The organism is Streptomyces oceani, assembly GCF_001751245.1.
GTDB lineage: Bacteria > Actinomycetota > Actinomycetes > Streptomycetales > Streptomycetaceae > Streptomyces > Streptomyces oceani.
This window is the reverse complement of sequence record NZ_LJGU01000130.1, coordinates 12,714-32,468: the sequence shown is the minus strand read 5'-3', so window position 1 is coordinate 32,468 and position 19,755 is coordinate 12,714. Positions and strand designations below refer to the sequence as shown.

Genomic DNA, 19,755 nt, shown 5'->3' with positions numbered 1-19,755 from the left:
GTCTCCGTCGGGTTACCGGGCAGTGCCCGCGGGGTCTGAGGTGGAGTGGGCCAGGCCGCGGTGCAAACGGCGGTAATCGGTCTTCCCGTTGGCGTTCCGCGGCAGCTGGTCGAGGCGGGTTGCCAGGTGCGGCAACATGTAGTGGGGGAGTCGGTCGGCGCAGTGCTGCTTTATCTGCAGCAGCTTCGGGCCGTCGGCTCCCGTACGCACGGTGTGGTAGAGCACCAGGCGGGCCTGTGTCCCACTGCCCTCGACCACCACGGCGGCGTCGGTGATGTCCGGGTGCTCGAGCACGGCGGCCTCGATCTCCCCGAGTTCGACGCGGTAGCCGGACAGTTTGACCATCCGGTCCCGGCGTCCGCGATAGACGAGCAGGCCCTCCTGGTCGTAGCTCACCAGGTCGCCGGTGTGGTGCCGCCCCTGGGCATGGCCTTCGGCGGCCGGTTCGCCGTCCCGCCGCCAGTAGCCGGGGGTCACGCACTCGCCCTCGACGATCAGTTCGCCGATGGTGTCGGAGTCCGTCACCGTGTGTCCGTTGTGGTCCACCACTCGCACCCGCGCGCCCGTGATGGCGGTTCCCATGGGTACGGGCGCCTCGCGCCGCAGGTCCGCGTCGCGCACCCGGTGGAAGGTGCAGACGTTGGTTTCCGTCGGTCCGTAGAGGTTGTAGAGGACCGTGGCCGAACTCAGCCGCCCGACGAGTTCCCTCAGTTGCGGCACGGGGAACTCCTCACCGGCGAAGAGGACGTACCGCAGGCTTCGTACGGTGTCGGCGGTGAGGCAGCCCGAGGACGACAGCAGGTTGAGGACAGAGGGCACGGAGTACCACACGGTGACGCCGTGCTCCCGGATGCCTTCGGAGAGCGCTGACACGTCCCGTACCTGGTCGTCACCGACGATCCAGACGGCGGCTCCCACGGCCAGGGCCGTGAAGAGGTCGAAGGTGGAGAGGTCGAAGTTGAAGGAGGCGTGGTTGGCGAAGACGTCGTCAGCTCCGACATCGAGTTCCGTACGGGCCCAGTCGACGAAGTTGGTGAGGTTGCGGTGTGAGAGTCGTACGCCCTTGGGGGCACCGGTCGAGCCGGAGGTGTAGAGCACGGCCGCGAGGTCTGCCGGTGCCGGCGTGGGCATCAGGGTGACGCGTCCGGCCGCGAGGCGCACGAAGTCCGCCCACCTCCACACCCGTACACCGCTGACCTGGTCGGGTGCTTCGGTCCCGTCGACCACGATCGCCCGCAGGGACGCGGGCAACTCGCTCCGTCCCAGCGCGTCCAGCCGGGTGGGTTCGGTGAACAACACCGTGGGCTCGGAATCCGCCAGGATGCCCGTGACCCGGCCGATCGGCTGAGCACCGTAGAGCGGTACGTAGGCGCAACCGGCGTGCAGGGCGGCGAGGATGGCCTCGGCGTATCGAGGCTTCTTTTCCATCCAGATGGCCAACCGGTCCCCGAGCCGCACCTCGAGGTCGAGCAGTCGCGCGGCCAGCAGGTCCACCCGCTGGCTGAACTCCCCGTACGTCACGGGGTCGGTGCCGACGAACGCGGGCCGGTCGGCGTGGGCCTCCACGACCGTCGAGGACAGGTGGACGACCGCTCGGGACGGCTGGGTGGTCGAGGTCCAGGAGATCATGCTGGTCAACTTCCGCTCGCTCGACCGTCGGACAGCAGGACACCGGTCTCCCGCGCGGCGTCCACGAAGATCTCCGCGGCCAGGGCCAGGTCCTCGGGAGTGTGTTCGCTGGTCACGCTGACCCGCAGGCGCGCGTCGCCGATCGGCACCCCGGGGTAGACGACCGTCTGGCAGAAGAGGCCGCGGGCGCGTACCGCCCGCCCCATCTCCATCGCCCTGCGTTCGTCACCGATGACCAGGGGCAGGATGGCGCTGTCGGACCTCTCCAGGTCGAATCCGGCGTCCCGCAGCAGGCCGCGCAGGACGCGGATGTTCGTCCACAGCGACTCAAGGCGTTCCGGTTCGGCCTCCAGCACGTCGATGGAGGCGATGAGCCCGGCTGCGACGCCCGCCGGCACGTTGGCGGCGAAGACGTAGGAGTTGGAGTAGAAGCGCAGGTACTCGACGACCTCCTCCTCGCCGACGACGAAGCCACCCATCCCGGCGAGAGCCTTGCTCATGGTCCCCAGTTCGAGGTCCACCTCGCCCTTGAGACCGAAGTGTTCGGCCGTACCGGCGCCATGGGCCCCCAGGACTCCGGTGGCGTGCGCGTCGTCGATCATCACGCGGGCGCCGTACTCCTTGGCCAGTCGGACGATCTCGGGGAGGTCGCAGAGGTCGCCGTGCATGCTGAACACACCGTCCGCGACGACGAGCGTGCCGCCCCTGGTCTGTTCGGCGTTGCGGCGCAGAACCCGCTCCAGGTCCCGCATGTCGTTGTGCTGGTAGATCCGGCGTGTGGCGCCGGAGAGCTTGGCCCCGTCCGCGATGCTCATGTGGTTGAGCTTGTCGACCACCAGTGTGTCGTAGCTCTTGACCAGGGCGGAGATGGAGCCGAGGTTCGCCGAGTAGCCGCCTGGGTAGACGATGCACGCCGGGCGCTGCTTGAAGGCCGCCAGGCGCCGCTCCAGCTCCTTGTGCAGCATGTTGGTGCCGCCGATGAACCGGGAACCGGTGTGCGTGGCGCCGTACGCACGAGTCGCGTCACAGACCGCCTGCACGACGTCGGGATGGTTGGCCAGGCCGAGGTAGTTGTTGGACGCGAACATGAGGAACTCGCGCTTTCGACCGGCCAACTCGTCGAAGATGAGCGCGCGGTTGGCACACCGGGAGTGCAGCGGCATTCCGTACCAGTAGAGCCGTTCCCGTTCGCGTCCGCGAAGGTAGACGCCGAAGCTGCGGGTCTTGGTGAAGAGGTCCGCGTCGCGCTGCTCGACGAAGTCCTTCATCGAGCGGCCGTCCCAGCCCTCCTCGGTGTCCTTCCGCCGGGATGGCGACTCCCGCCCCGGAGCGTCGTCCGACACGGAGTCCGGTGTGCCGCCCGGAGTGCTGCTGCCCGGTGCGGGAACGGCGGCGAGTCGGGCGGCGAGCGCGCGCAGCGTCGTGACCTCCGTGGTGTCCCCGTCCGCTACGGGATGGGCCCTGCCCAGGGTCTGTGCCGCCTCGGTGAGGATCGCGGTGAGGAGCACCGAGTCGATGCCCAGCTCCCCCTCGAAGTCGGCGTCCAGATCGAGCTGGTGGCGCTGGTACTGGGTATGCCGGAGCGTGCTGGAGACGACGGCTTCCAGCACCCGGTCGGCGCCCTCCGTCGCCTCCGCGTCCCGGGCCGGCCGCGGTGCGGGCGTCGGCTCAGCCCGCTCCACGGACTCGGCTGTACCGGCCGGCGCCCCGGACGCTCCGCCGGTGACGTCCACGACGGCGTCGACCAGGTCCCGGACGGTCGTGAGGTCTCCCGGAAGGGGGCGTTCCATGGCGAACTGTTCCTGGACGGAGGTCAGGATCGACTCGAGGATGACTGAGTCGATGCCCAACTCGCCCTCGAAGTGGCTGTCCGGCCGGAGGTGGGACTCGTCGTAGAGCGTGCGGGAGGCGATGATCTCCACGATCTGCTGCTGAACGGACGCCGGCTGTTGGTTGCTGACCACGTCGGTCATGCCGCGGTGCCTCCCTCGTCCTTCCGCAGTCGCTCGACCAGGTCACAGATGGTCTGCACGGACCGGAAGTTCCTCAGTGAGACCTCGCGCAGCGGGACGGTGATCCGGAACTCGTCCTGCAGGTACTGGACGAGGTCGAAGATGCCCGCCGAGTCGATGATGTTGAGTTCCGCGATCGGTGTGTGCGGCTCGAGTCCGTCCGCATCGCCGTCCATCCAGGCGTCGGCGATGTAGTCGGTGATGAGCTTCGTTGGAGACATGGGTGTCCTCGGTTCGGTCCTTGAGCCCGTACGCGATGGCTCGTTGCGGCGACGCGCGGCGACCTGTGTCCTCATCCCCGGCCCACGGCGGGCCAGCGCAGCGCCGCGGCTCCCCAGGTGAGGCCGCCGCCGAACGCGGTGAGCAGGAGTCGGTCTCCGGCCTTGATCAGACCCTCGGCCCGAGCGTGGTCGAGGGCGAGCGGTATCGACGCGGCGGCGGTGTTGCCGACCTCCGCGATGTTGCTGACGCTGCGCTCCCGCGGGATGCCGATCTCGTCGGCGAGTTGCCAGGTGATGCGCTGATTGGCCTGGTGGCTGACCAGATGGTCGACGTCCGTCGTACGCCACTCGGCCTGGCGCAGAACCTCCTGCGCGCACTGGCTCATACGCTGGACGGCGAGCCAGAAGACGCGCTTGCCCTGCATGGTGAAGTACCGCGCCTCGGGTCCGGCCGGAACGGTGATGAGGTCCACGCCCTCGCCGTCACTGCCCAGCGTGCAGGGGCCCAGGGCACCCAGCTCGTCAGGACGGCCAGCGCGCAGCACGACCGCGCCAGCCCCGTCACCGAAGATGGTCGAGGTGCCGCGGTCGGTCGGGTCGAGAATCCGGGAGAACGTTTCCACCCCGACCACCAGCGCCCGCTCGGAAACGCCCGAGGCGATCAGGCCGGCGGCGTTGGCGAGGGCGTACAGGAAGCCGGTGCAGACGGCCGAGACGTCGAACGCCGCGGGCTGTCCCAGGCCCAGCTTGCTGGCCACGGTCGGCGCGGTGCCGGGGCACGGCCGGTCCGGCGTGGTCGTCGCCACCACGACGGTGTCGACCTGCGACTCGCCGGACGACTTGAGTGCCTCGGCACCGGCGGCAGCTGCCAGGTCGGAGGTCTGCATGTCATCCGGGGCGAAGTAGCGACGAGCGATGCCGGTCCGGGAGCGAATCCACTCGTCGGAGGTGTCGAGGCGGGCCGCCAGTTCGTCGTTGGTGACCAGTCGGGGCGGCAGTCGGCTGCCGATGCCGGCCAGTACGGCCACGGGACTCATCGGGCGCTGCTCCAGCGACGGGGTGCGGGACCCGATCTCGGAGAGGGCGTGCTACTACGACAACAGGGAACCACGCGAACGCTCCTCGCTTGCTTGCGGCCGGGGTTGCCGGATCTCGGACGAGTCTGCCGCCGGCACCTGACGAGGCGCTGACGAGGCGCTGACCAGCCGCGGGTCAGCGACTCGTCAGCGGGTGGTCAGCCGGAACGGTCAGACTTACGGCAACGTGTCGCCCCAGCGGTCACCGGCCGCTGTGCGCACGCGATCCCCCTTCCGGAAAGGCAGAGCACAGCTATGAGCGCTACGTACGACAAGCTCGTCGATCTGCTTGTCGACCGCTTCGCGGTGGACCGCGCCGAGATCCGACCGGATGTCACCTTCGAGGAGCTCGAGATGGACTCGCTGTTCCTCGTCGAGCTGCTACTCGTGATGCGGTCCGAGTTCGACGTGCAGATCAGCGAGGACGCGGCTTCGCCGACGGACACCATCGAGCACGCGGTCGGCCTGATCGACGACCAGGCACCGGCGACGACGTCGTGAGCCCCGCCCCCGTGGTGGCCATCACCGGTCTGGGCCTGGTCACGGCCGCCGGTATCGGCACGGACAGCACCTGGCAGGGGGTGTGTCGGGGCGAGTCGACCGGGGCGCGGACATCCTCCCTCGACGGCCTGCCCGTGGACATCTCGTGTACGGTGCCGGACCTGGAGCCGGCCCGGCACATCGGCCGGCGCAGCGCGCTGACCCAGGACCGATTCGTCCAGCTCGGCGTCGTGGCTGCCCGCGAGGCCGTGGCGGACAGTGGCCTCGACCCACACGCCTGGGACGGGAGCCGGGTCGGTGTCGTCATCGGCTGCGGAGTCGGCGGGGTGTCGACCTGGGAAAGCCAGCATCGCAGGCTCGTGGAGACCGGCCCGGAGTCGGTGTCCGCCCTGATGGTCCCGATGCTCGTGCCGAACATGGTGGCGGGAAACCTGGCGATGGACCTACGGGCGACCGGTCCGAACCTGGTCACCGCCACGGCCTGCGCCTCCGGCGCCACCGCGATCGGCACGGCCGCGCAACTGCTGCGCGAGGACGCCTGCGACGTGGTGGTCACAGGTGGTGCCGAGGCCGCGGTCAATCCCACGCTGGTGACCGGCTTCACGCAGATGGGCGCGCTCTCCCGCCGTACGGACGAACCGGCCGCCGCCTCCCGGCCGTTCGACCGGGATCGGGACGGCTTCGTGATCGGCGAGGGCAGCGGAGTGCTGGTCCTGGAGCGGGAGGCGGACGCGCGTGCTCGCCATGCCCCGGTACGCGCTCGGCTCGCCGGTTACGGCGCCAGCGCCGACGCCCATCACCTCACGGCGCCGGACCCCGAGGGGGGAGCCGTACTCGGCGCGATGCGAACCGCCATGGCGCAGGCCGACGTGACGCCGAGGGATGTCACCCACGTCAACGCGCACGGCACGTCCACGCCTCTCAACGACGCGGTGGAAGCGCGGGTGCTGAGCCGACTCCTGGGCGACCACGCGGCGGTCACCTCCGCGAAGGGCGTGCTCGGCCACTCGCTCGGGGCGGCCGGAGCGATCGAGGCGGCCCTGACCGTGCTGGCCATCGAGCGTTCGACCATCCCGCCCACCGCGAACCTCCGAGCGCAGGACCCCGCGCTCGAGTTGGACGTGGTCGCGGGGGAGCCCCGTACGGAGAAGACCGAGGTGGCCATGAGCAACTCGTTCGGCTTCGGGGGACAGAACGCCGTGCTGATCATCACCGCTGCCTGAGCACCACAGCCCCCGAGCGCCGCGAGCGCCCCAGCGGCTTGGCGCACCGTCAGCGTCCGCCATCGCTGCGCTACCGGTGGCACCTGCGGCGGTGGCTCCGGCCGTGGGCGCCGACAGCACCCGTACCGAAGGAAGCAGGCGACGACTCCCCATGACGTTCACCGTCCCCGAACCCGAGCTGGCAGCCCTGGAGGAGCAGGTGCGGGCGGCACTGCGCACAGCCGACGACCGAGAGCTGACCGTCCTCGGCTACGGCGAGGTCACGCTCGTACTGCGCCTGGACACCGAGACGGGGTCCTTCGCGTGCAAACGGCTGCCGGTCTTTCCCACACGGGAGCGCTTCGCCCGGTACGCACGGTCGCTGGAGGAGTACCTCACGAGGCTGGCGGACGCCGGGGTACGGGTCGCCCCGACCGTACTGTGGACCATGCCGCTGCCCTCCGGGAAGGTCGTGGCCTACTGCGTGCAGCGAGCCCTGCCCGCGGACCGGCTCTGCTCACGACTGCTGCACACCGAGGGCGACGCGTGGGCCGAGCAGTTCTTCGGTCGGCTCCTCGCTGTCGTGGACGGTGCGGTCGGCCCGTGTCTGGGCATCGACGGCCAGGCAGCCAACTGGGTGGACTTGGACGGCGAGTTGGTCTATCTGGACGTGACCACGCCGATGCTGCGGGACGAGCGGGGGCGGGAACGGCTCGACGTGCGGCTGTTCTTCAGCTCGCTGCCGTGGGCACTACGTGACGTGGTGCGGCTGTCGATGACGAGATCGATCTTCGACAAGTTCTACTCGACCCGCGGCGTGTTGCTCGACTTCCTGGGGAACCTGCACAAGGAGCGCCTGGAGAAACTCGTCCCGGGCTTTCTCGACCAGGCTGCCGCGCGTGTGAATCCCGCGCTCACCGTCGGCGAGGTGGCCGCGTACTACCGGGACGACGCGCGCATGTGGGAGCTGATCCAGCGGTTGCGGAAGGCCGACCGGTACTGGCACCGCGGCATCCGACGGCGCCCGTATCCGTTTCTGTTGCCGCCCGATGTCGATCGCTGACTGCCCGCCGGGACGGTTCGCGCCGACCAGCGGAGAGCCGCCGGTCCGGCTGAATACCGCCCGTCCGTTGACCGTTCGGCATCTCACCGAGCGGCTCACCCTCGCGGTCGTGTCCATCGCCTGGCTGCGGAAGCAGAGTGACGCGACGCGGGCCGGCCTGGAGCGCCGGCACCTGTCGCCGCAGGAGGCCGCGTACGCCACCGCGCTGCCCGTACGCAGACGGCGGGACGAGTGGCTCGCCGGACGGTTCGCCATCAAGCACTGCGTGACCGCCCACCAGCGAAGGCACCGGGGCGTGACCGCCGCCACCCGCGAGGTGCGGGTCGATCGCCTCGTCGCCGGCATGCGGTCCGGCAAGCCGGTCGTGGACGTGCCGGTCGAGGTCGGACTCTCGCACTCGGGCGACTTTGCCGTCGCGGCCTGCGGGCCGCACGCCATCGGCGTCGACGTGGAACACCGTACGGAGCTGCCGCCGTTGGTGCGCGAACTGCTCGACGGGGACGGCGACCCCTCCTCCTGGCATTCCGGCGTCCGGCGGCTGGCGTCGATGCCGGAGGCACTGCGCTGGGCCTGCCGGGAAGCGGTGCTCAAGCACTACGCCGTGGGCTTACGCGTGAACGTCCGGGAGGTCGTACTCACCCGTTGGGAACCGGACGGACGCTTCCACTGGCGTGCCGGGCCCGAACTGCTCCGGCAGGCGCCGGCCGACGGGTATCGCCCGCTGACGACTTGGGCGGGCAGGGTCGACGGATACTCGCTCGCTCTCGTGTGGCAGTACTGAACACCGAACACATCGTGTGGGAGGAACGGATGGAGCGCGAGAACGAGGCACGGACGGCTCGGGCGGCCTTCGCGACCGCGTTGGACGCGGCGGTGGACTGCGCTGTGCTCGCCCCCTCGTCACACAACTGCCAGCCGTGGGCGTTGGCGCGTCTCGCCGGTGACGCCCGAGAGGTGGCACACGCCTGGCTCGGCACGGAAGCCGACGTGGAGGCCGGCACGGAGGCCGAGTACCTGGTGCTCGCCCTGGACCGCCGACGCGAACTGGACTCCCTCGCGGCGCACACGGTGGAGATGCACGTGAGTTGCGGCGCGTACTGGCGCATGCTGCTGCGGTCCCTCGCGGCGCGCGGTTGGGTGGCGACGCACGTCCATACGGTGGAGGACGGCGATCGGCCGGAGTTCGGGCCGCGGTGGCCGGAACATTGGACGCCGCTGAGCGTGGCGCGGCTGGCGAGGGGCCCGGCTTCCGGGGAGGACCCGACGGAACTGCTCACGCTCGCCCGCGGGCGTCACACCAACCGCTACCCGTACGACAGCGCTCCGCTGGAGCCCGGGCTGCTGGCTGAACTGGCCGAACGGACCGGGCCGACAGGACAGGACCAACTGCCAGGACGGGTCAACCAGGGCGATCCGCGGACGGCGGTGACGACACGACACCTGACGGGCGCGCGGGAAAGGGAGCGTTTCGTCTCCTTCCTCGCGCGACACGCTGGCCGGGACTTCAAGAACCGCGACGCGTGGCGGGAGACCCACTCGTACCTCCGCTTCAGCGAACGGGAGGAGCGTGCCCGAGCGGACGGGTTCACCCTGACCCATCTCTTCGGGCCGATGCGCGGCCCGTTCCGCCTGGGCGCCCGGCTGGTGTTGTGGCCGCCGGTCATGAGGCTGCTGTGCCTGGTGGGCTTCCACCGCTTTCTCGCGATCGGGCTCGCCACAACGGCACGGCGCAGCCCGGCTCTTGTCGCGCTGGGGATGGCTGCGAAGCTGCCTGGACTGGACGACGCGCTGCGTGGCGGGGAGCGCCTGGCCGACTACTGGTTGGCGGTCACTCGCGCCGGGCTCGTCCTGCACCCGCTCAGTATCGTGCTGCAACACGAGGACCTGCGCCGGGCCGTGCAGAGGGAGCTGGAACTGCCGGGTCGGACGTTCTTCCTCGCCCGTCTCGGCCGCCCTCTCCGGACCGCCCTGCCCTCGCCGCGCAGATCCGGTGGCGGCTACCGAACGGTGGGCACGGACGCGGACTCGGGCTCCGGTTCCGTGGGGCCGATTCGGCGGGGGTAAGAGGGACCGAGCGGCTATCAATGACCCGGCGGAGTTCCTTGTTCGTACCATGAATAGCGGAAATCGAATGCCAGACTCACGAGTACTTGGCGGTAACGCTACTCGCCAGTTCGCGTGCGTGGGTGAACTCTATCGCAGTCTTCGAGCACGTTGTGTACACGCGCAATAATGGAGAGTGTGTGTTACGCTTCCGGTGACTGTGAATTGATGGCTGCTCAGTTGTCTGGCCGTGCGTATCAGGTGGGAATTCTGAGGTTCTGGCGAAGTGGCTGCGGAAGACGGTCGTGGTTGCTTCGGTCGTTTTCCGTGCGGGGAGAGTTCAGAATGTGCTATGGGCAAGCGATGGCTGCTGCCTGGGCGCCAGTCGATTCAGACGCGATGATGTTCTGATGCGGACCCACGCCCCGTCGTGGGTGTTTGGGGGGATGAATTGGTGGACCGCCGACGTGTTCTGTTCTCCTCGTCGCTATGTGGCTGGGTTGTGAAATCTTGGTGGTGAAGTCGGGGTTCTGGGTGGTCCTTCGTCGTGATTCCGATCTCCACGCGGCGGCCGGTGTCGCGGCCCTTCGGGCGGCTGTGCTCCGTCGGAGCCCGTCATGAGCCTCCATATTCTCGTGTGCAGCGACAAGGCGATCATGGCCGCGGGCGTGAGCGCGCTGCTGCGACAGTACGACTCGGACATACGCGTCGAGTCCTCCGCGAGGGAGGCCCTCTCGATCACCCTGGAGACCGCACCCGACGTCCTTCTGGTGGTCGCTCCGGTCCTCACCATTGACGACAAGGACGAGCTCGCCGAGCTGGCCCGGCACACCAAGGTCGTGCTCCTCGCCACCTGCGAGAGCGTTCAGCGGGCGTTCGAGGCGTTGCAGGTGGGCGTCCGTGCCGTGCTGTCGGTGGAGAGTTCCGTCGAGGAACTGGTGCACATCATCAGAACGGTCGTCCGGGTCGACGTGATGGTCGTGCCGGAGATCGCCCGGGGGTGTCTGGGGCAGTTCCCGAGTCCCTCGGCGTCCGCACGCGGCCGGTCCGCGGCGGACACGCTCACCGGTCGCGAGGCCGAGGTGCTGCTCCTCCTCGCCGAGGGCAGATCGAACGCGGAGATCGCGCGGGAGCTCTCCATATCGAACGCGACGGTCCGCACTCATGTGCACCATATTCTGCGTAAGCTTGGCGCCGGTTCCCGAGCCCAGGCCGTCGCTATCGCCTACAAGTCGCGGCTTGTCGGGGATATGGGGACAGTGCTCGGACGGTCGTGAAGCGAATCGCGTCCGGAGCCGTCCGCGGGGGTGCCGTATCGAGCAGGTGAACGGAAATCCGCCGTGCCGGAGGTCGTCGGTGACACGCTGATCGGCGCCATCGACGACCTCCGGCACCGCCGGGCGGACATCAGATCGCCGAGTATCCCGGTTCGACACGCGTGCCGGCGACCTCGTCAATCACCGAAGCCATGCTGTCGAACTCCGCCTCCAACCCACGGAAAGCCTCCGTCTTCATGTCCCTGGCGAATTCGTCAGCGCTCGTCAACGAGATGACCTCGAAATAGTGAAACGGTGCGGCGGCCTCGGTGGATACCCGATGGACGCCGAATGCCCGGATGCTGGGAATGTCCGGGCAGGTGGCGTAGTCCACGTCCCGCACCCACTGCTCGAAACGGGCGGGGTCCGTACTCTCGTGTAGCCGGATGCGATGCACAACGACGTCCATGGGTCCTCGAATCCTCAGTCAGCGGCGGTCAGCGGCGGTCAGCGGCGGTCAGCGGCGGTCAGCGCCGGGCGGCGGCCCGGGAACCCAGTCCCAGAGCCCTCGCGGCGTTGTTCTTCTGAATCTCGTTGGTGCCGGAGAGAATGCGTGAGGGCACCGCGTCGCGCAGCAGCGTCTCGGCCTCGCCGCCGAGGACGCCCAGCGCGCCCCGTAGTTGGACGGCGTCGAGACCGAGCTGGACCGCGGCCTCGCTGACCATGATCTTCGCGAGCGCGGGCCCGATCTCGTCGTCGCGTCCGTCAGCCAGGCCCTGTGCCGCCTTGTAGAGCATGAGACGTGCCGACTCGTGACGCGCCATCATGTCGACGACTCGGTGGCTGACGGACTGGAAGCCGCCGATGGGCGTGCCGAACTGCTCCCGCTGGCGCACATGGTCGATCGTCGAGTCCAGCACCCGTTTCATCGCGCCGAGGTACGCCGCGAACAGACAGGTGCGCTCCCAGCGCATCGAGGTCGCGAAGATGCCCGCGCCGGAGCCCTCCCCGTCGAGGACGTCGGTGACCGGGACGGCGCACTGGTCGAAGTACACGTCCGCCATCGGCGAGCCGCGCAGGCCGAGCTTGTCGTATCGCTGGCCCACCGTCAGCCCCGGAGTGCCGGCCGCCACGAGGAAGGTGGTGAGTCCGAAGAAGCCGCCACCGGGTGTGGTCGCGGCCTGCACCACGAACACGTCGGCGACGGGTGCGTTCGTGGTGAAGCACTTGGAGCCGTTCAGCAGGTAGTGCTCGCCGCTACGGGTGGCACGGGTCTGGAGCTGGAGAGCGTTCGAGCCGGCCTCCGGTTCGGTGACGCAATGCGCGGCGATGTGCTCCCCCGAGGACAGGCCCGGCAGCAGGCGGTGCTTCTGCTCCTCGGTGCCGAACTCGACGATCGGCATGACGGCCGCGAACAGGTGGGCGGCCGCGGAGAAGGCGAAACCGGTGTCCCGGCAGCCGTAGCCGAGTGCCTCCATGACGGCGGCCGTGGCGACGGCGTCCAGCCCGCTGCCGCCGTAGGCGCTGGGGACGCTGGCACCGACGATCCCCTGTTTGCCGGCGAGTTGCCAACGACGCCGGAAGTCGTCCGCGTCGAAGGTGTCGGAAGTCTGGAGATCGCGAGAGGCGAACCGCACGACCATGTCGCACATCTCGCGGGTCTCCTCGGGCAGGTCGAAGTTCATCGTGCTCCGTCCATGGGTTCCTCGACGAGCAGGTGGTAGTTGATGCCGCCGGTGCCGAAAGAGCTGACGGCGGCCCGACGTGGCCGGCCGTCCGCCCTTTCCCACTCCCTGCCCTCGGTGGAGATCCGCGCCGGGATACCGGCCAGGTGGAGTTGGGGGTTGACCGTACGCAGGTTGGCGTTGGGCGGAATGGTTCCCGTACGTAGGGCGAGCAGGGCGCGAAGCAGTCCGGCGCCGCCCGCCGCGGCGAAGGTGTGACCGACGAAGGACTTGGCCGAGCCGATCTCCAGCGGACGATCCCGCTCGTGATCGGCGTAGACCTGGGAGGTCGCGTCGATCTCCACACGGTCCCCGACCCGGGTGCCGGTGCCGTGCGCCTCCAGGTAGTCGACCGCCGCCGGGCCGAAGTCGACCTGTTCGAAGCTCCGCCGCATGGCCCGTGCCTGGCCGGAGGCGTCCGGGGCGATGAGTGACTTGGCGTCGTTGGAGGCGCCCACGCCGCGCAACAGACCGTAGATCGGCTCCCCGTCCCGACGGGCGTCCGCGTATCGCTTCAGGAGGAAGAGCGAGCAGCCGTCGCCCGGGGTGAATCCGTCGGCTTCCGTGTCGAACGGGGTGATGCGGTCGTGGGACAGCAGGCCCAGCGCCGAGCACAGCGCCATGTCCCGCGCATTGCACGGGAGTTCCACGCCTCCGGCGATGGCGTAACGCACGCTGCCCGAGCGGAGGCGACTGACAGCGAGATCGATGGCGGCCAGGGTGGAGGCACATGCCGCCTCCACGGCGACTGGTACCGCCGCCAGTCGGTGCTCGTTGGCGATCAGGGCTGGCACGCCACTGGCGAGCGCGCCGTCCAGCGCGGAGGGAGAGTCGGCGCTCTCCGGGTCGCCGAAGCGCTCGCGGACGAGTTTGAGCAGTGCGTCCGGGTCCATGCCGCCGGCGGAGAGCTTGGCGAAGACAGCCGTCTCCCGGACCGTGGCCTCGAGGGTGTCGCGGCAGAGTCCGGCGTTGAGACGGCGTTCCCGGGTGAGGCCGAGGTTGCTCCCGACGGCGACCACACCCGGACCGGTGAGCGGCCCCGCGGCGGTGCCGCGGCGCGTGAACATCTCCTCCGCCACCATCAGTCCCAGCCGCTGGGCCGGGTCCATCGCGGCGTAGCGCCGGGGGGTGACGCGCAACCCCTCGGGGGGCCGGGTCGGCACCCGCACGGGTGCGCCCAGGTCGGTGTAGCTCCGGTCCGGGCTCAGTTGCCCGGGCGAGTGGTAGAGCCGTCGATCGAGGATTACCTCAGGAAGCGGGCCGATCCGGTCCCGGCCCGACAGCATGGCTGTCCAGAAGCCGTCCGCGTCCGTGGAGTCGGCGAAGCTGCCGCCGTACCCGACGATGGCGATCGGTTCGCGGGACGCGGTACGCCCCGCCACCGTACGGACAGCCGCGCCGCTGCGCACCGTGGACCCGAGTGTGGGGGCGTGCTCCTGGAGCACGAGATGGCAGAGCGTGCCGGTCAGTGAGGAACCGCTCACCGCGGCCCGTCGCGGAGCCCCGTCCTCGGGGTCTGGCCAGGGCTCGACGTGCCGGGCGAGCCGAAACGGCGTGCCGGACAGGGCCGTCCGCGGTCCTCCGCCGGTATCGCGGTGCGGGGGCAGCGTCCGGTGATGCAGCGCCAGGGCGACCTTGCTGACGCTCGCCAGGCCGGCGTTGGCGAAGGTGTGCCCGAGTCGGTCGCGTGCGCTGCCCAGCACCACCGGCGGGGACTGCTCCGCGGCGCTGTCCGGATCGGTGAACAGCGTCGAGAGGGCCTCGAGTTCGGCACGGGCGTCCGGACCGACTCCGTGGCCGGCGCACTCGACATACCGTACGGAGGACGCCGCGACGCCCGACCTGGCGTAGGCCTCGGCGGCCACCTCGTGGCGGCGGGCGGCGGATGTCGAGTATCGGAAGACGCCCGGCCGCGCGTCATGGCCCAGGGAGCCGTCCAGCACCGTCGCGTAGATCCGGTCTCCGTCCCGGACCGCCGTGGACAGTCGCTTGAGCAGGAGGCCACCGACACCGGCTCCCAGCGAGAAGCCAGTCCCGTCCGGGTCGAAGGGGCGGGTCTCGGCCGCCGAGAGGCCCTTGCCGGCCAGCGCGTGACCGAGAAAGGGCCCCTCCTCCTGCTGGCCGGCGAGCACCAGCACGGCGTCGGACAGCCGGCCGCGCAGGCTGTCGATGGCGTGTGCGACACCGAGGTAGGACGTCGCGTCCTGGGACTCGAGGGCGAGGGTGCGACCGCGCAGCTTGCAGGCTGTCGCGATACGTGCGGGAATCGTGCTCGCCATCTCGCCGACCCGGTCGTGGGGCGAGGCTCCCAGGCGACGGCGTAGCTCCGCGCGGAACTCGTGAGCGGCCTCCGCGGCGTCCGCTTCCGAGCAGCCGCCGAACTCGTGCGCCGCCGCCACCTCCGCCAGGTGCCGGGCGTATCGAGCGCCCTCGATACGAAGGGCGTTGGCGTACTGCCGGTCCAAGCCGAAGCAGGTCCCCACGACGACGTCCGTACGGTCCGTCGGCAGCGGGCGCTCCGGGTGTCCCGCGTCCGCCAGGCACCGACGGGCTCCCTCCAGCATCAGCAGCTGCATCCGGGCGATCGATCGGGCCTGCGCAGGCGGGATGCCGAACGAGGCGAGGTCGACCTCAAGATCGTCGAGCCCGCGGGTGCTCGGCGGTTGGTCCGTAGGAGGGAGGCGGGCTTCGTCGGTGAGTAGTCGCCAGTAGTCGCCCACGGTGTGGGCCCCGGGGTAGAGCGCGGCGACACCGACGATGGCGATGGGCTCCGGAGGGCCCTGCGGCGTGGGAGGCGGTTGGTTCTCCGGGGTCTCCTCGTCCGACGTGACGGCGTCTCTCATCGGATCGCCACAAGCCCGTCGCGGCCGGATGGGCGGTGACGGGCCCAGAGCGCGTCGGATCGTACGAGCGCGGGGTCCTGTGTGAGGATCTCGCTGTACCGGCGTTGTAGCGAGTCTCCGGGGCGGACGCCGAGCTCCTCGTCCAGTCGCCGCTGCGTGCTCCGGAAGAGGTAGAGCGCGTCGCTCTGCCGCCCGGCGCGGTACAGGGCCAGCATCAGAAGCTCGCAGAACCGCTCGCTCAGCGGGTGTTGGGCCACCAGGCGCTGCAACTCCGCGATGGCGCGCGCCTCGTCGCCGAGTGCCAGCCGGGCGCTGGCGAGTAACTCCCGTACGGTCAGCCGGCGTTCCTCGAACAGAGTGGCGGCGCTACGGCACCGGAGCCCGTCCCCCGCGTCGAGCAGGGCGGGGCCGCGCCAGATGCCCAGGGCCGACTCGAAGAGCACGCGTGCGCGTTCCGGGTTGGCCGTCAACGCGGCGGCGCCGTCGGAGGCGAGTTGCAGGAACCGGTGGCTGTCCACCCGGTCCGCGGGGATGTCCAGGAGGTATCCGCCCGGCACCGAGCGCAGCAACGAGGCGCTTCTCGTACGGCTGGGCCCGTCCAGCACCTTTCGCACCCGGGTCGCGTGCGCTTGCAGGGCGTTCGCGGTGTTGCTGATCTCGTGGTCAGCCCAGAGCTCGTCGGCCAGTTCGGGACAGGAGATCGCGCGCCGAGCCTCCAGGGCGAGCGTGGCGAGCATGGTGCGGACCTTGGCGGCACGCACTTCCCGGGTCTGTTCCCCCACCGTGACGGTCACCGACCCGAGGATGTCGATCTGCACAGAAGCTCCCAGTGTGCCTAGACGGTTGACGCAGTCGGGCACGGTCGGCCCCCGGAGAGAGCCTGAAGGACGCGTCGGACGACCCCCCCCGGAAGGCGCGGCAGCCGTGGGTCGGGCTCCCACCGGTGCTGACGCGCGCCTTCGTTTCGTGCCCCGTGACCGCTCTCCGGAGCGGCTCCGTTCCGCTTGGTAGTCATTCTCGCCGTCGTGGACCGGAGCGTCATCGGTCATCCTGCTGGTTCTGCCCTAAACAGAAGATGGGGTTTACGCCTGATATGCCAGCGCTTCGTGGAGGTCCTCGCCCCCGGTCCCGTACGGGCACGGTCGTACGCGTACGCCCGCCATACGACTCAGCCGCGGGCGCGGCTTACCTCGCACGGGATCTCCATCGTCACCAGCGTGGGCCCGCCCGAGGGACTGCTGACCGCGAGGACCCCGTCCAGCGCGCCGAGTCGGCGCTCGATCCCGCGCATGCCGCTGCCCTTGTGGAGGGAGGCGCCGCCGTTGCCGTTGTCGGTGACCGCGATGCGCAGCATGCCGCCGGCCGCCTTGCTGTAGTGGATGTCCAGCCAGACCTGGGTCGCGTCGGAGTGCTTGGCCGCGTTCGTCAACACCTCGCTCACCGAGAAGTACGCCGCCGACTCCACGGGCTCCTCGAACCTCCCGGGCAGCTCCACGTCCACCTCGACGGGCACCTGCATCCGCAGGGCCAACGCCCTGGTGGCGTCCCCCAGGCCGCGCTCGGCCAGCACCGGCGGGTGGATGCCGCGTACGAGGTCGCGGAGCTCGGTCAGCGCCTCCGCGGAGGCGGAACGGGCGTGCGCCAGCACCTCCTTGGCCTTGGCCGGGTCCTTCTCGATCAGCGACTCGACGGTGCCCAGGCTCATGCCCATGGCGACCAGACGCGCCTGTGCCCCGTCGTGCAGGTCCCGTTCGATCCGCCGCAGTTCGGCCGCGGAGGAGTCGACGGCGTCGTGCCGCGTCTCGTACAACTGCTCCACCCGTTGGGAGAGCTGCGCGCCGCGGGTGGGCGCGAGCAGGCTCTTGGCCATCAGGAAGTGCGCCTGCAACGGATAGCGGTTGGCGGCGAGACCGAGGCTTAGGAACAGCACGCCGAACAGCCCGCACAGCAGGGCACTGCCGAAACCGTCCACCGGGACGACCGCGTACCAGTAGCCGCCGCTCAGCGGTACCCACAGGCCCGCCATGATGAGGAGACCCTCCAGGCCGTAAACCAGCGGGGCCAGCGCGAGCAGCGCGGTGACGAATCCGGCGATCGCGTCGACGAGCAGCCACAGGATGTCCCGCCAGGTGGCCGGGTCCTTGATCAACACGGTCGTACGCTCCACCATGCCGGTCACACCCGGCCGCAGGTCCCGAGGCAGCGGACGGTAGGGCGGTGGGATGGAGACGCCCGACCACTGGGCGGCCAGCAGGCGCCGCTGGTTGGCGTGCATACGTACCCAGGTCATCACCAGCGGGGTGGTGAACACGCCCACCCCGAGCAGGATCAGCAGCATGGACAGCACGCTGAGGACGAACAGCGCGAGCGAGGCGCCGATCGACAGCAGGCACAGCGCCAGACCGCGGGCGCCGGCCAGCAGCGAGTCGCGGACCAGCGGTCGCCAACGGGTCGACATGTCCACCTTGCTCACCTGAACCGCTCCTTCTCCACCACGACCCGTCGTGCCTTGACGCGCACCCGGGCTCAGGCCCAGTCTCGCGCGGGCTGCCGAGCCGGCCCAGGGGGATCGGCACCCCGAACGGGGTGTACCTGGCCCCACCGCGACCTCCGACCTGGGCGTCGTCCCCGGCGCTGTTCCCCGGAGCGTTCCCGTGCCGACCCCCAGCCGCGCGAAGGTGACAAGCTAACCGCTCGCCCGGATCGCGCGGACCCGTCCGGTCCGAGGTTCCGTACCCCGGTGACCCGCGCCCCGTGATCCGGCGCGCACGCCGGCGCTCGGCCCACCGTACGACCCCATCGCGTCCGTACGCCTCGAACCCTCGGGCGGACTGCTCCGGGGACGACAGGACGGTTCGGTTTACCCTGCCCCCATGCCGCACATCACCGTCGACTACTCCGATGTACTCGCCGACACCTTCGACCGCCGCGGCTTCGGCCGGGCCCTGCACCCGTTGATCGCCCAGACCGTGGAGGGCACTCCGCACACCTGCAAGACGCAGTTCCGCAGAGCGGACGAGTGCGTGATCGCCGACGGGGAGAGCGACATCGCGATGGTGCACGTCCAGGTCGCCCTGCTTTCCGGACGCACCCCGGAGATCAAGGAGGGCCTCTCCCGGGCAGTGCTCCAACTGCTGCGCTCCTACGTCGGCACGGCGCCGGGGCGGGCTCTGCACACCTCCGTGGACGTCACCGATCTGGACCGCGGCTGCTACTCGAGCCATACGGAGGGCCCCGCGGAGCCGGAGCCGAGGACGGTGGGCGCATGAGGGTCGGACTGCTGGGCAGCGGCCCGTGGGCGGCTCGTACGCACGGGCCCGCGCTGCGCACGCACCCGGAGGCGGAACTGGTGGGGGTGTGGGGCCGGCGCCCGGAGGCGGCGCGGGAACTGGCGACGGACCTGGGGTGCCGGCCGTACGGGGAGGTCACCGAGCTGCTGTCGGACTGCGACGCCGTGGCGATCGCCCTTCCCCCCGACGTACAGGCGCCGCTGGCGGTGCAGGCGGCGGAATCCGGCTGCCACCTGCTCCTCGACAAGCCGCTCGCGACCACCCGGGCGGGCGCGGAGCAGGTCCGCACGTCCGCGGAGCGCGTCGGGATCGCCTCGGTGGTCTTCTTCACGCTGCACTTCAGCGAGCCGACCGGCTCCTGGATACGCCGCCAGCGGCAGGACGGCGAGTGGCTGCTGGGCCGGGCGGACTGGCTGTCGCCGGTGTTCGGCGGGGGCGACACCCCGTACGGCGACTCGCCCTGGCGAAGGGAGAAGGGCGCGCTCTGGGACGTCGGGCCGCACGCGCTGTCCGTGCTGCTGCCGCTGCTGGGGGAGGTCAGCCAGGTGCGGGCCACGGCCGGGCCGGGGGACACCGTCCAGTTGGCGCTGCGGCACGAGGGCGGCGCGGCCAGCACCGTCACCGTCAGCCACACCGTTCCGCCGCAGGCCGCGGGGGTCTCCGCAGAGGTACGCGGCGCACCCGGGGTGGCGACGCTGCCGCTGCGTGAGGAGGAACCGGCGGACGCCTTCGGGCGGGCCATCGACGCGCTGCTGGAGGCGGTGCGAACGGGACGGGCACACGAGTGCGACGTGCGCTTCGGGGCGGAGGTGACCGACGTCCTGACACGGGCGGCCGAGCAGTTGTCCTAGCGAGGTCGTGTCGTTCGGACTTCGTGGATCGGGGAGCGGGTTTG

General features: G+C 70.3%; 17 protein-coding genes. 8 read left to right on the top strand and 9 right to left on the bottom strand.

Annotated elements, in window-relative coordinates; genetic code table 11:
• Positions 1-12 precede the first annotated feature (12 nt).
• From AN216_RS16185 to AN216_RS16170, 4 genes are all read right to left on the bottom strand, one after another.
• Positions 13-1,629, bottom strand: coding sequence for an amino acid adenylation domain-containing protein (locus AN216_RS16185; RefSeq protein WP_079166651.1), 1,617 nt, complete (start codon positions 1,627-1,629; stop codon positions 13-15).
• Between the two features lie 5 nt (positions 1,630-1,634).
• Positions 1,635-3,602: an aminotransferase class I/II-fold pyridoxal phosphate-dependent enzyme gene (locus tag AN216_RS16180; RefSeq protein WP_070197398.1), complete on the bottom strand. Its 1,968-nt coding sequence runs from the start codon at positions 3,600-3,602 to the stop codon at positions 1,635-1,637.
• Positions 3,599-3,862: an acyl carrier protein gene (locus AN216_RS16175; protein ID WP_070197397.1), complete on the bottom strand. Its 264-nt coding sequence runs from the start codon at positions 3,860-3,862 to the stop codon at positions 3,599-3,601. The genes AN216_RS16180 and AN216_RS16175 overlap by 4 nt, the downstream gene beginning before the upstream one ends.
• A gap of 71 nt (positions 3,863-3,933) precedes the next feature.
• Positions 3,934-4,899, bottom strand: coding sequence for a beta-ketoacyl-ACP synthase III (locus AN216_RS16170; protein WP_070197396.1), 966 nt, complete (start codon positions 4,897-4,899; stop codon positions 3,934-3,936).
• 294 nt (positions 4,900-5,193) lie between these two features.
• On the opposite strand from AN216_RS16170, the gene AN216_RS16165 reads away from it, so the two are divergent.
• The 6 genes from AN216_RS16165 (at position 5,194) to AN216_RS16140 (ending at position 11,024) form a co-directional block, all read left to right on the top strand.
• Entirely contained in the window at positions 5,194-5,439 is a 246-nt protein-coding gene (locus AN216_RS16165; protein ID WP_070197395.1) for a phosphopantetheine-binding protein, read from the top strand.
• A complete protein-coding gene (locus AN216_RS16160) occupies positions 5,436-6,662 on the top strand; it encodes a beta-ketoacyl-[acyl-carrier-protein] synthase family protein (protein WP_244502493.1) in 1,227 nt (408 codons plus the stop codon). The genes AN216_RS16165 and AN216_RS16160 overlap by 4 nt, the downstream gene beginning before the upstream one ends.
• Positions 6,663-6,813: 151 nt before the next feature.
• The gene (locus AN216_RS16155) at positions 6,814-7,704 is read left to right on the top strand and encodes a DUF6206 family protein (protein WP_070197394.1); all 891 of its coding nucleotides are present in this window, start codon (positions 6,814-6,816) and stop codon (positions 7,702-7,704) included.
• Positions 7,705-7,771: 67 nt separating this feature from the next.
• Positions 7,772-8,485: a 4'-phosphopantetheinyl transferase family protein gene (locus AN216_RS16150; RefSeq protein WP_244502492.1), complete on the top strand. Its 714-nt coding sequence runs from the start codon at positions 7,772-7,774 to the stop codon at positions 8,483-8,485.
• Entirely contained in the window at positions 8,473-9,768 is a 1,296-nt protein-coding gene (locus AN216_RS16145; RefSeq protein WP_070197392.1) for a hypothetical protein, read from the top strand. Before AN216_RS16150 ends, AN216_RS16145 begins: the two co-directional genes overlap by 13 nt.
• Positions 9,769-10,364: 596 nt before the next feature.
• A complete protein-coding gene (locus AN216_RS16140) occupies positions 10,365-11,024 on the top strand; it encodes a response regulator transcription factor (RefSeq protein WP_070197391.1) in 660 nt (219 codons plus the stop codon).
• Between the two features lie 130 nt (positions 11,025-11,154).
• Here AN216_RS16140 and AN216_RS16135 read toward each other — a convergent pair whose 3' ends face one another.
• The 5 genes from AN216_RS16135 to AN216_RS16115 form a co-directional block, all read right to left on the bottom strand.
• A complete protein-coding gene (locus tag AN216_RS16135; protein ID WP_070197390.1) occupies positions 11,155-11,472 on the bottom strand; it encodes a RedY protein in 318 nt (105 codons plus the stop codon).
• Between the two features lie 58 nt (positions 11,473-11,530).
• The gene (gene redW, locus AN216_RS16130; RefSeq protein WP_070197389.1) at positions 11,531-12,688 is read right to left on the bottom strand and encodes an L-prolyl-[peptidyl-carrier protein] dehydrogenase; all 1,158 of its coding nucleotides are present in this window, start codon (positions 12,686-12,688) and stop codon (positions 11,531-11,533) included.
• Entirely contained in the window at positions 12,685-15,570 is a 2,886-nt protein-coding gene (locus AN216_RS16125; protein ID WP_079166650.1) for a beta-ketoacyl [acyl carrier protein] synthase domain-containing protein, read from the bottom strand. The genes redW and AN216_RS16125 overlap by 4 nt, the downstream gene beginning before the upstream one ends.
• Entirely contained in the window at positions 15,567-16,388 is an 822-nt protein-coding gene (locus AN216_RS16120; RefSeq protein WP_070197388.1) for an AfsR/SARP family transcriptional regulator, read from the bottom strand. The genes AN216_RS16125 and AN216_RS16120 overlap by 4 nt, the downstream gene beginning before the upstream one ends.
• Positions 16,389-16,738: 350 nt before the next feature.
• Positions 16,739-18,028 (bottom strand): sensor histidine kinase, encoded by a 1,290-nt coding sequence (locus AN216_RS16115; RefSeq protein ID WP_070197424.1) that lies wholly within the window; start codon positions 18,026-18,028, stop codon positions 16,739-16,741.
• 415 nt (positions 18,029-18,443) lie between these two features.
• On the opposite strand from AN216_RS16115, the gene AN216_RS16110 reads away from it, so the two are divergent.
• Positions 18,444-18,839 carry a 5-carboxymethyl-2-hydroxymuconate Delta-isomerase gene (locus AN216_RS16110; protein WP_070197387.1) on the top strand — a complete coding sequence of 132 codons (396 nt, stop codon included), beginning with the start codon at positions 18,444-18,446 and terminating at the stop codon, positions 18,837-18,839.
• Positions 18,836-19,711 carry a Gfo/Idh/MocA family protein gene (locus AN216_RS16105; RefSeq protein ID WP_070197386.1) on the top strand — a complete coding sequence of 292 codons (876 nt, stop codon included), beginning with the start codon at positions 18,836-18,838 and terminating at the stop codon, positions 19,709-19,711. Before AN216_RS16110 ends, AN216_RS16105 begins: the two co-directional genes overlap by 4 nt.
• Positions 19,712-19,755: the final 44 nt, after the last annotated feature.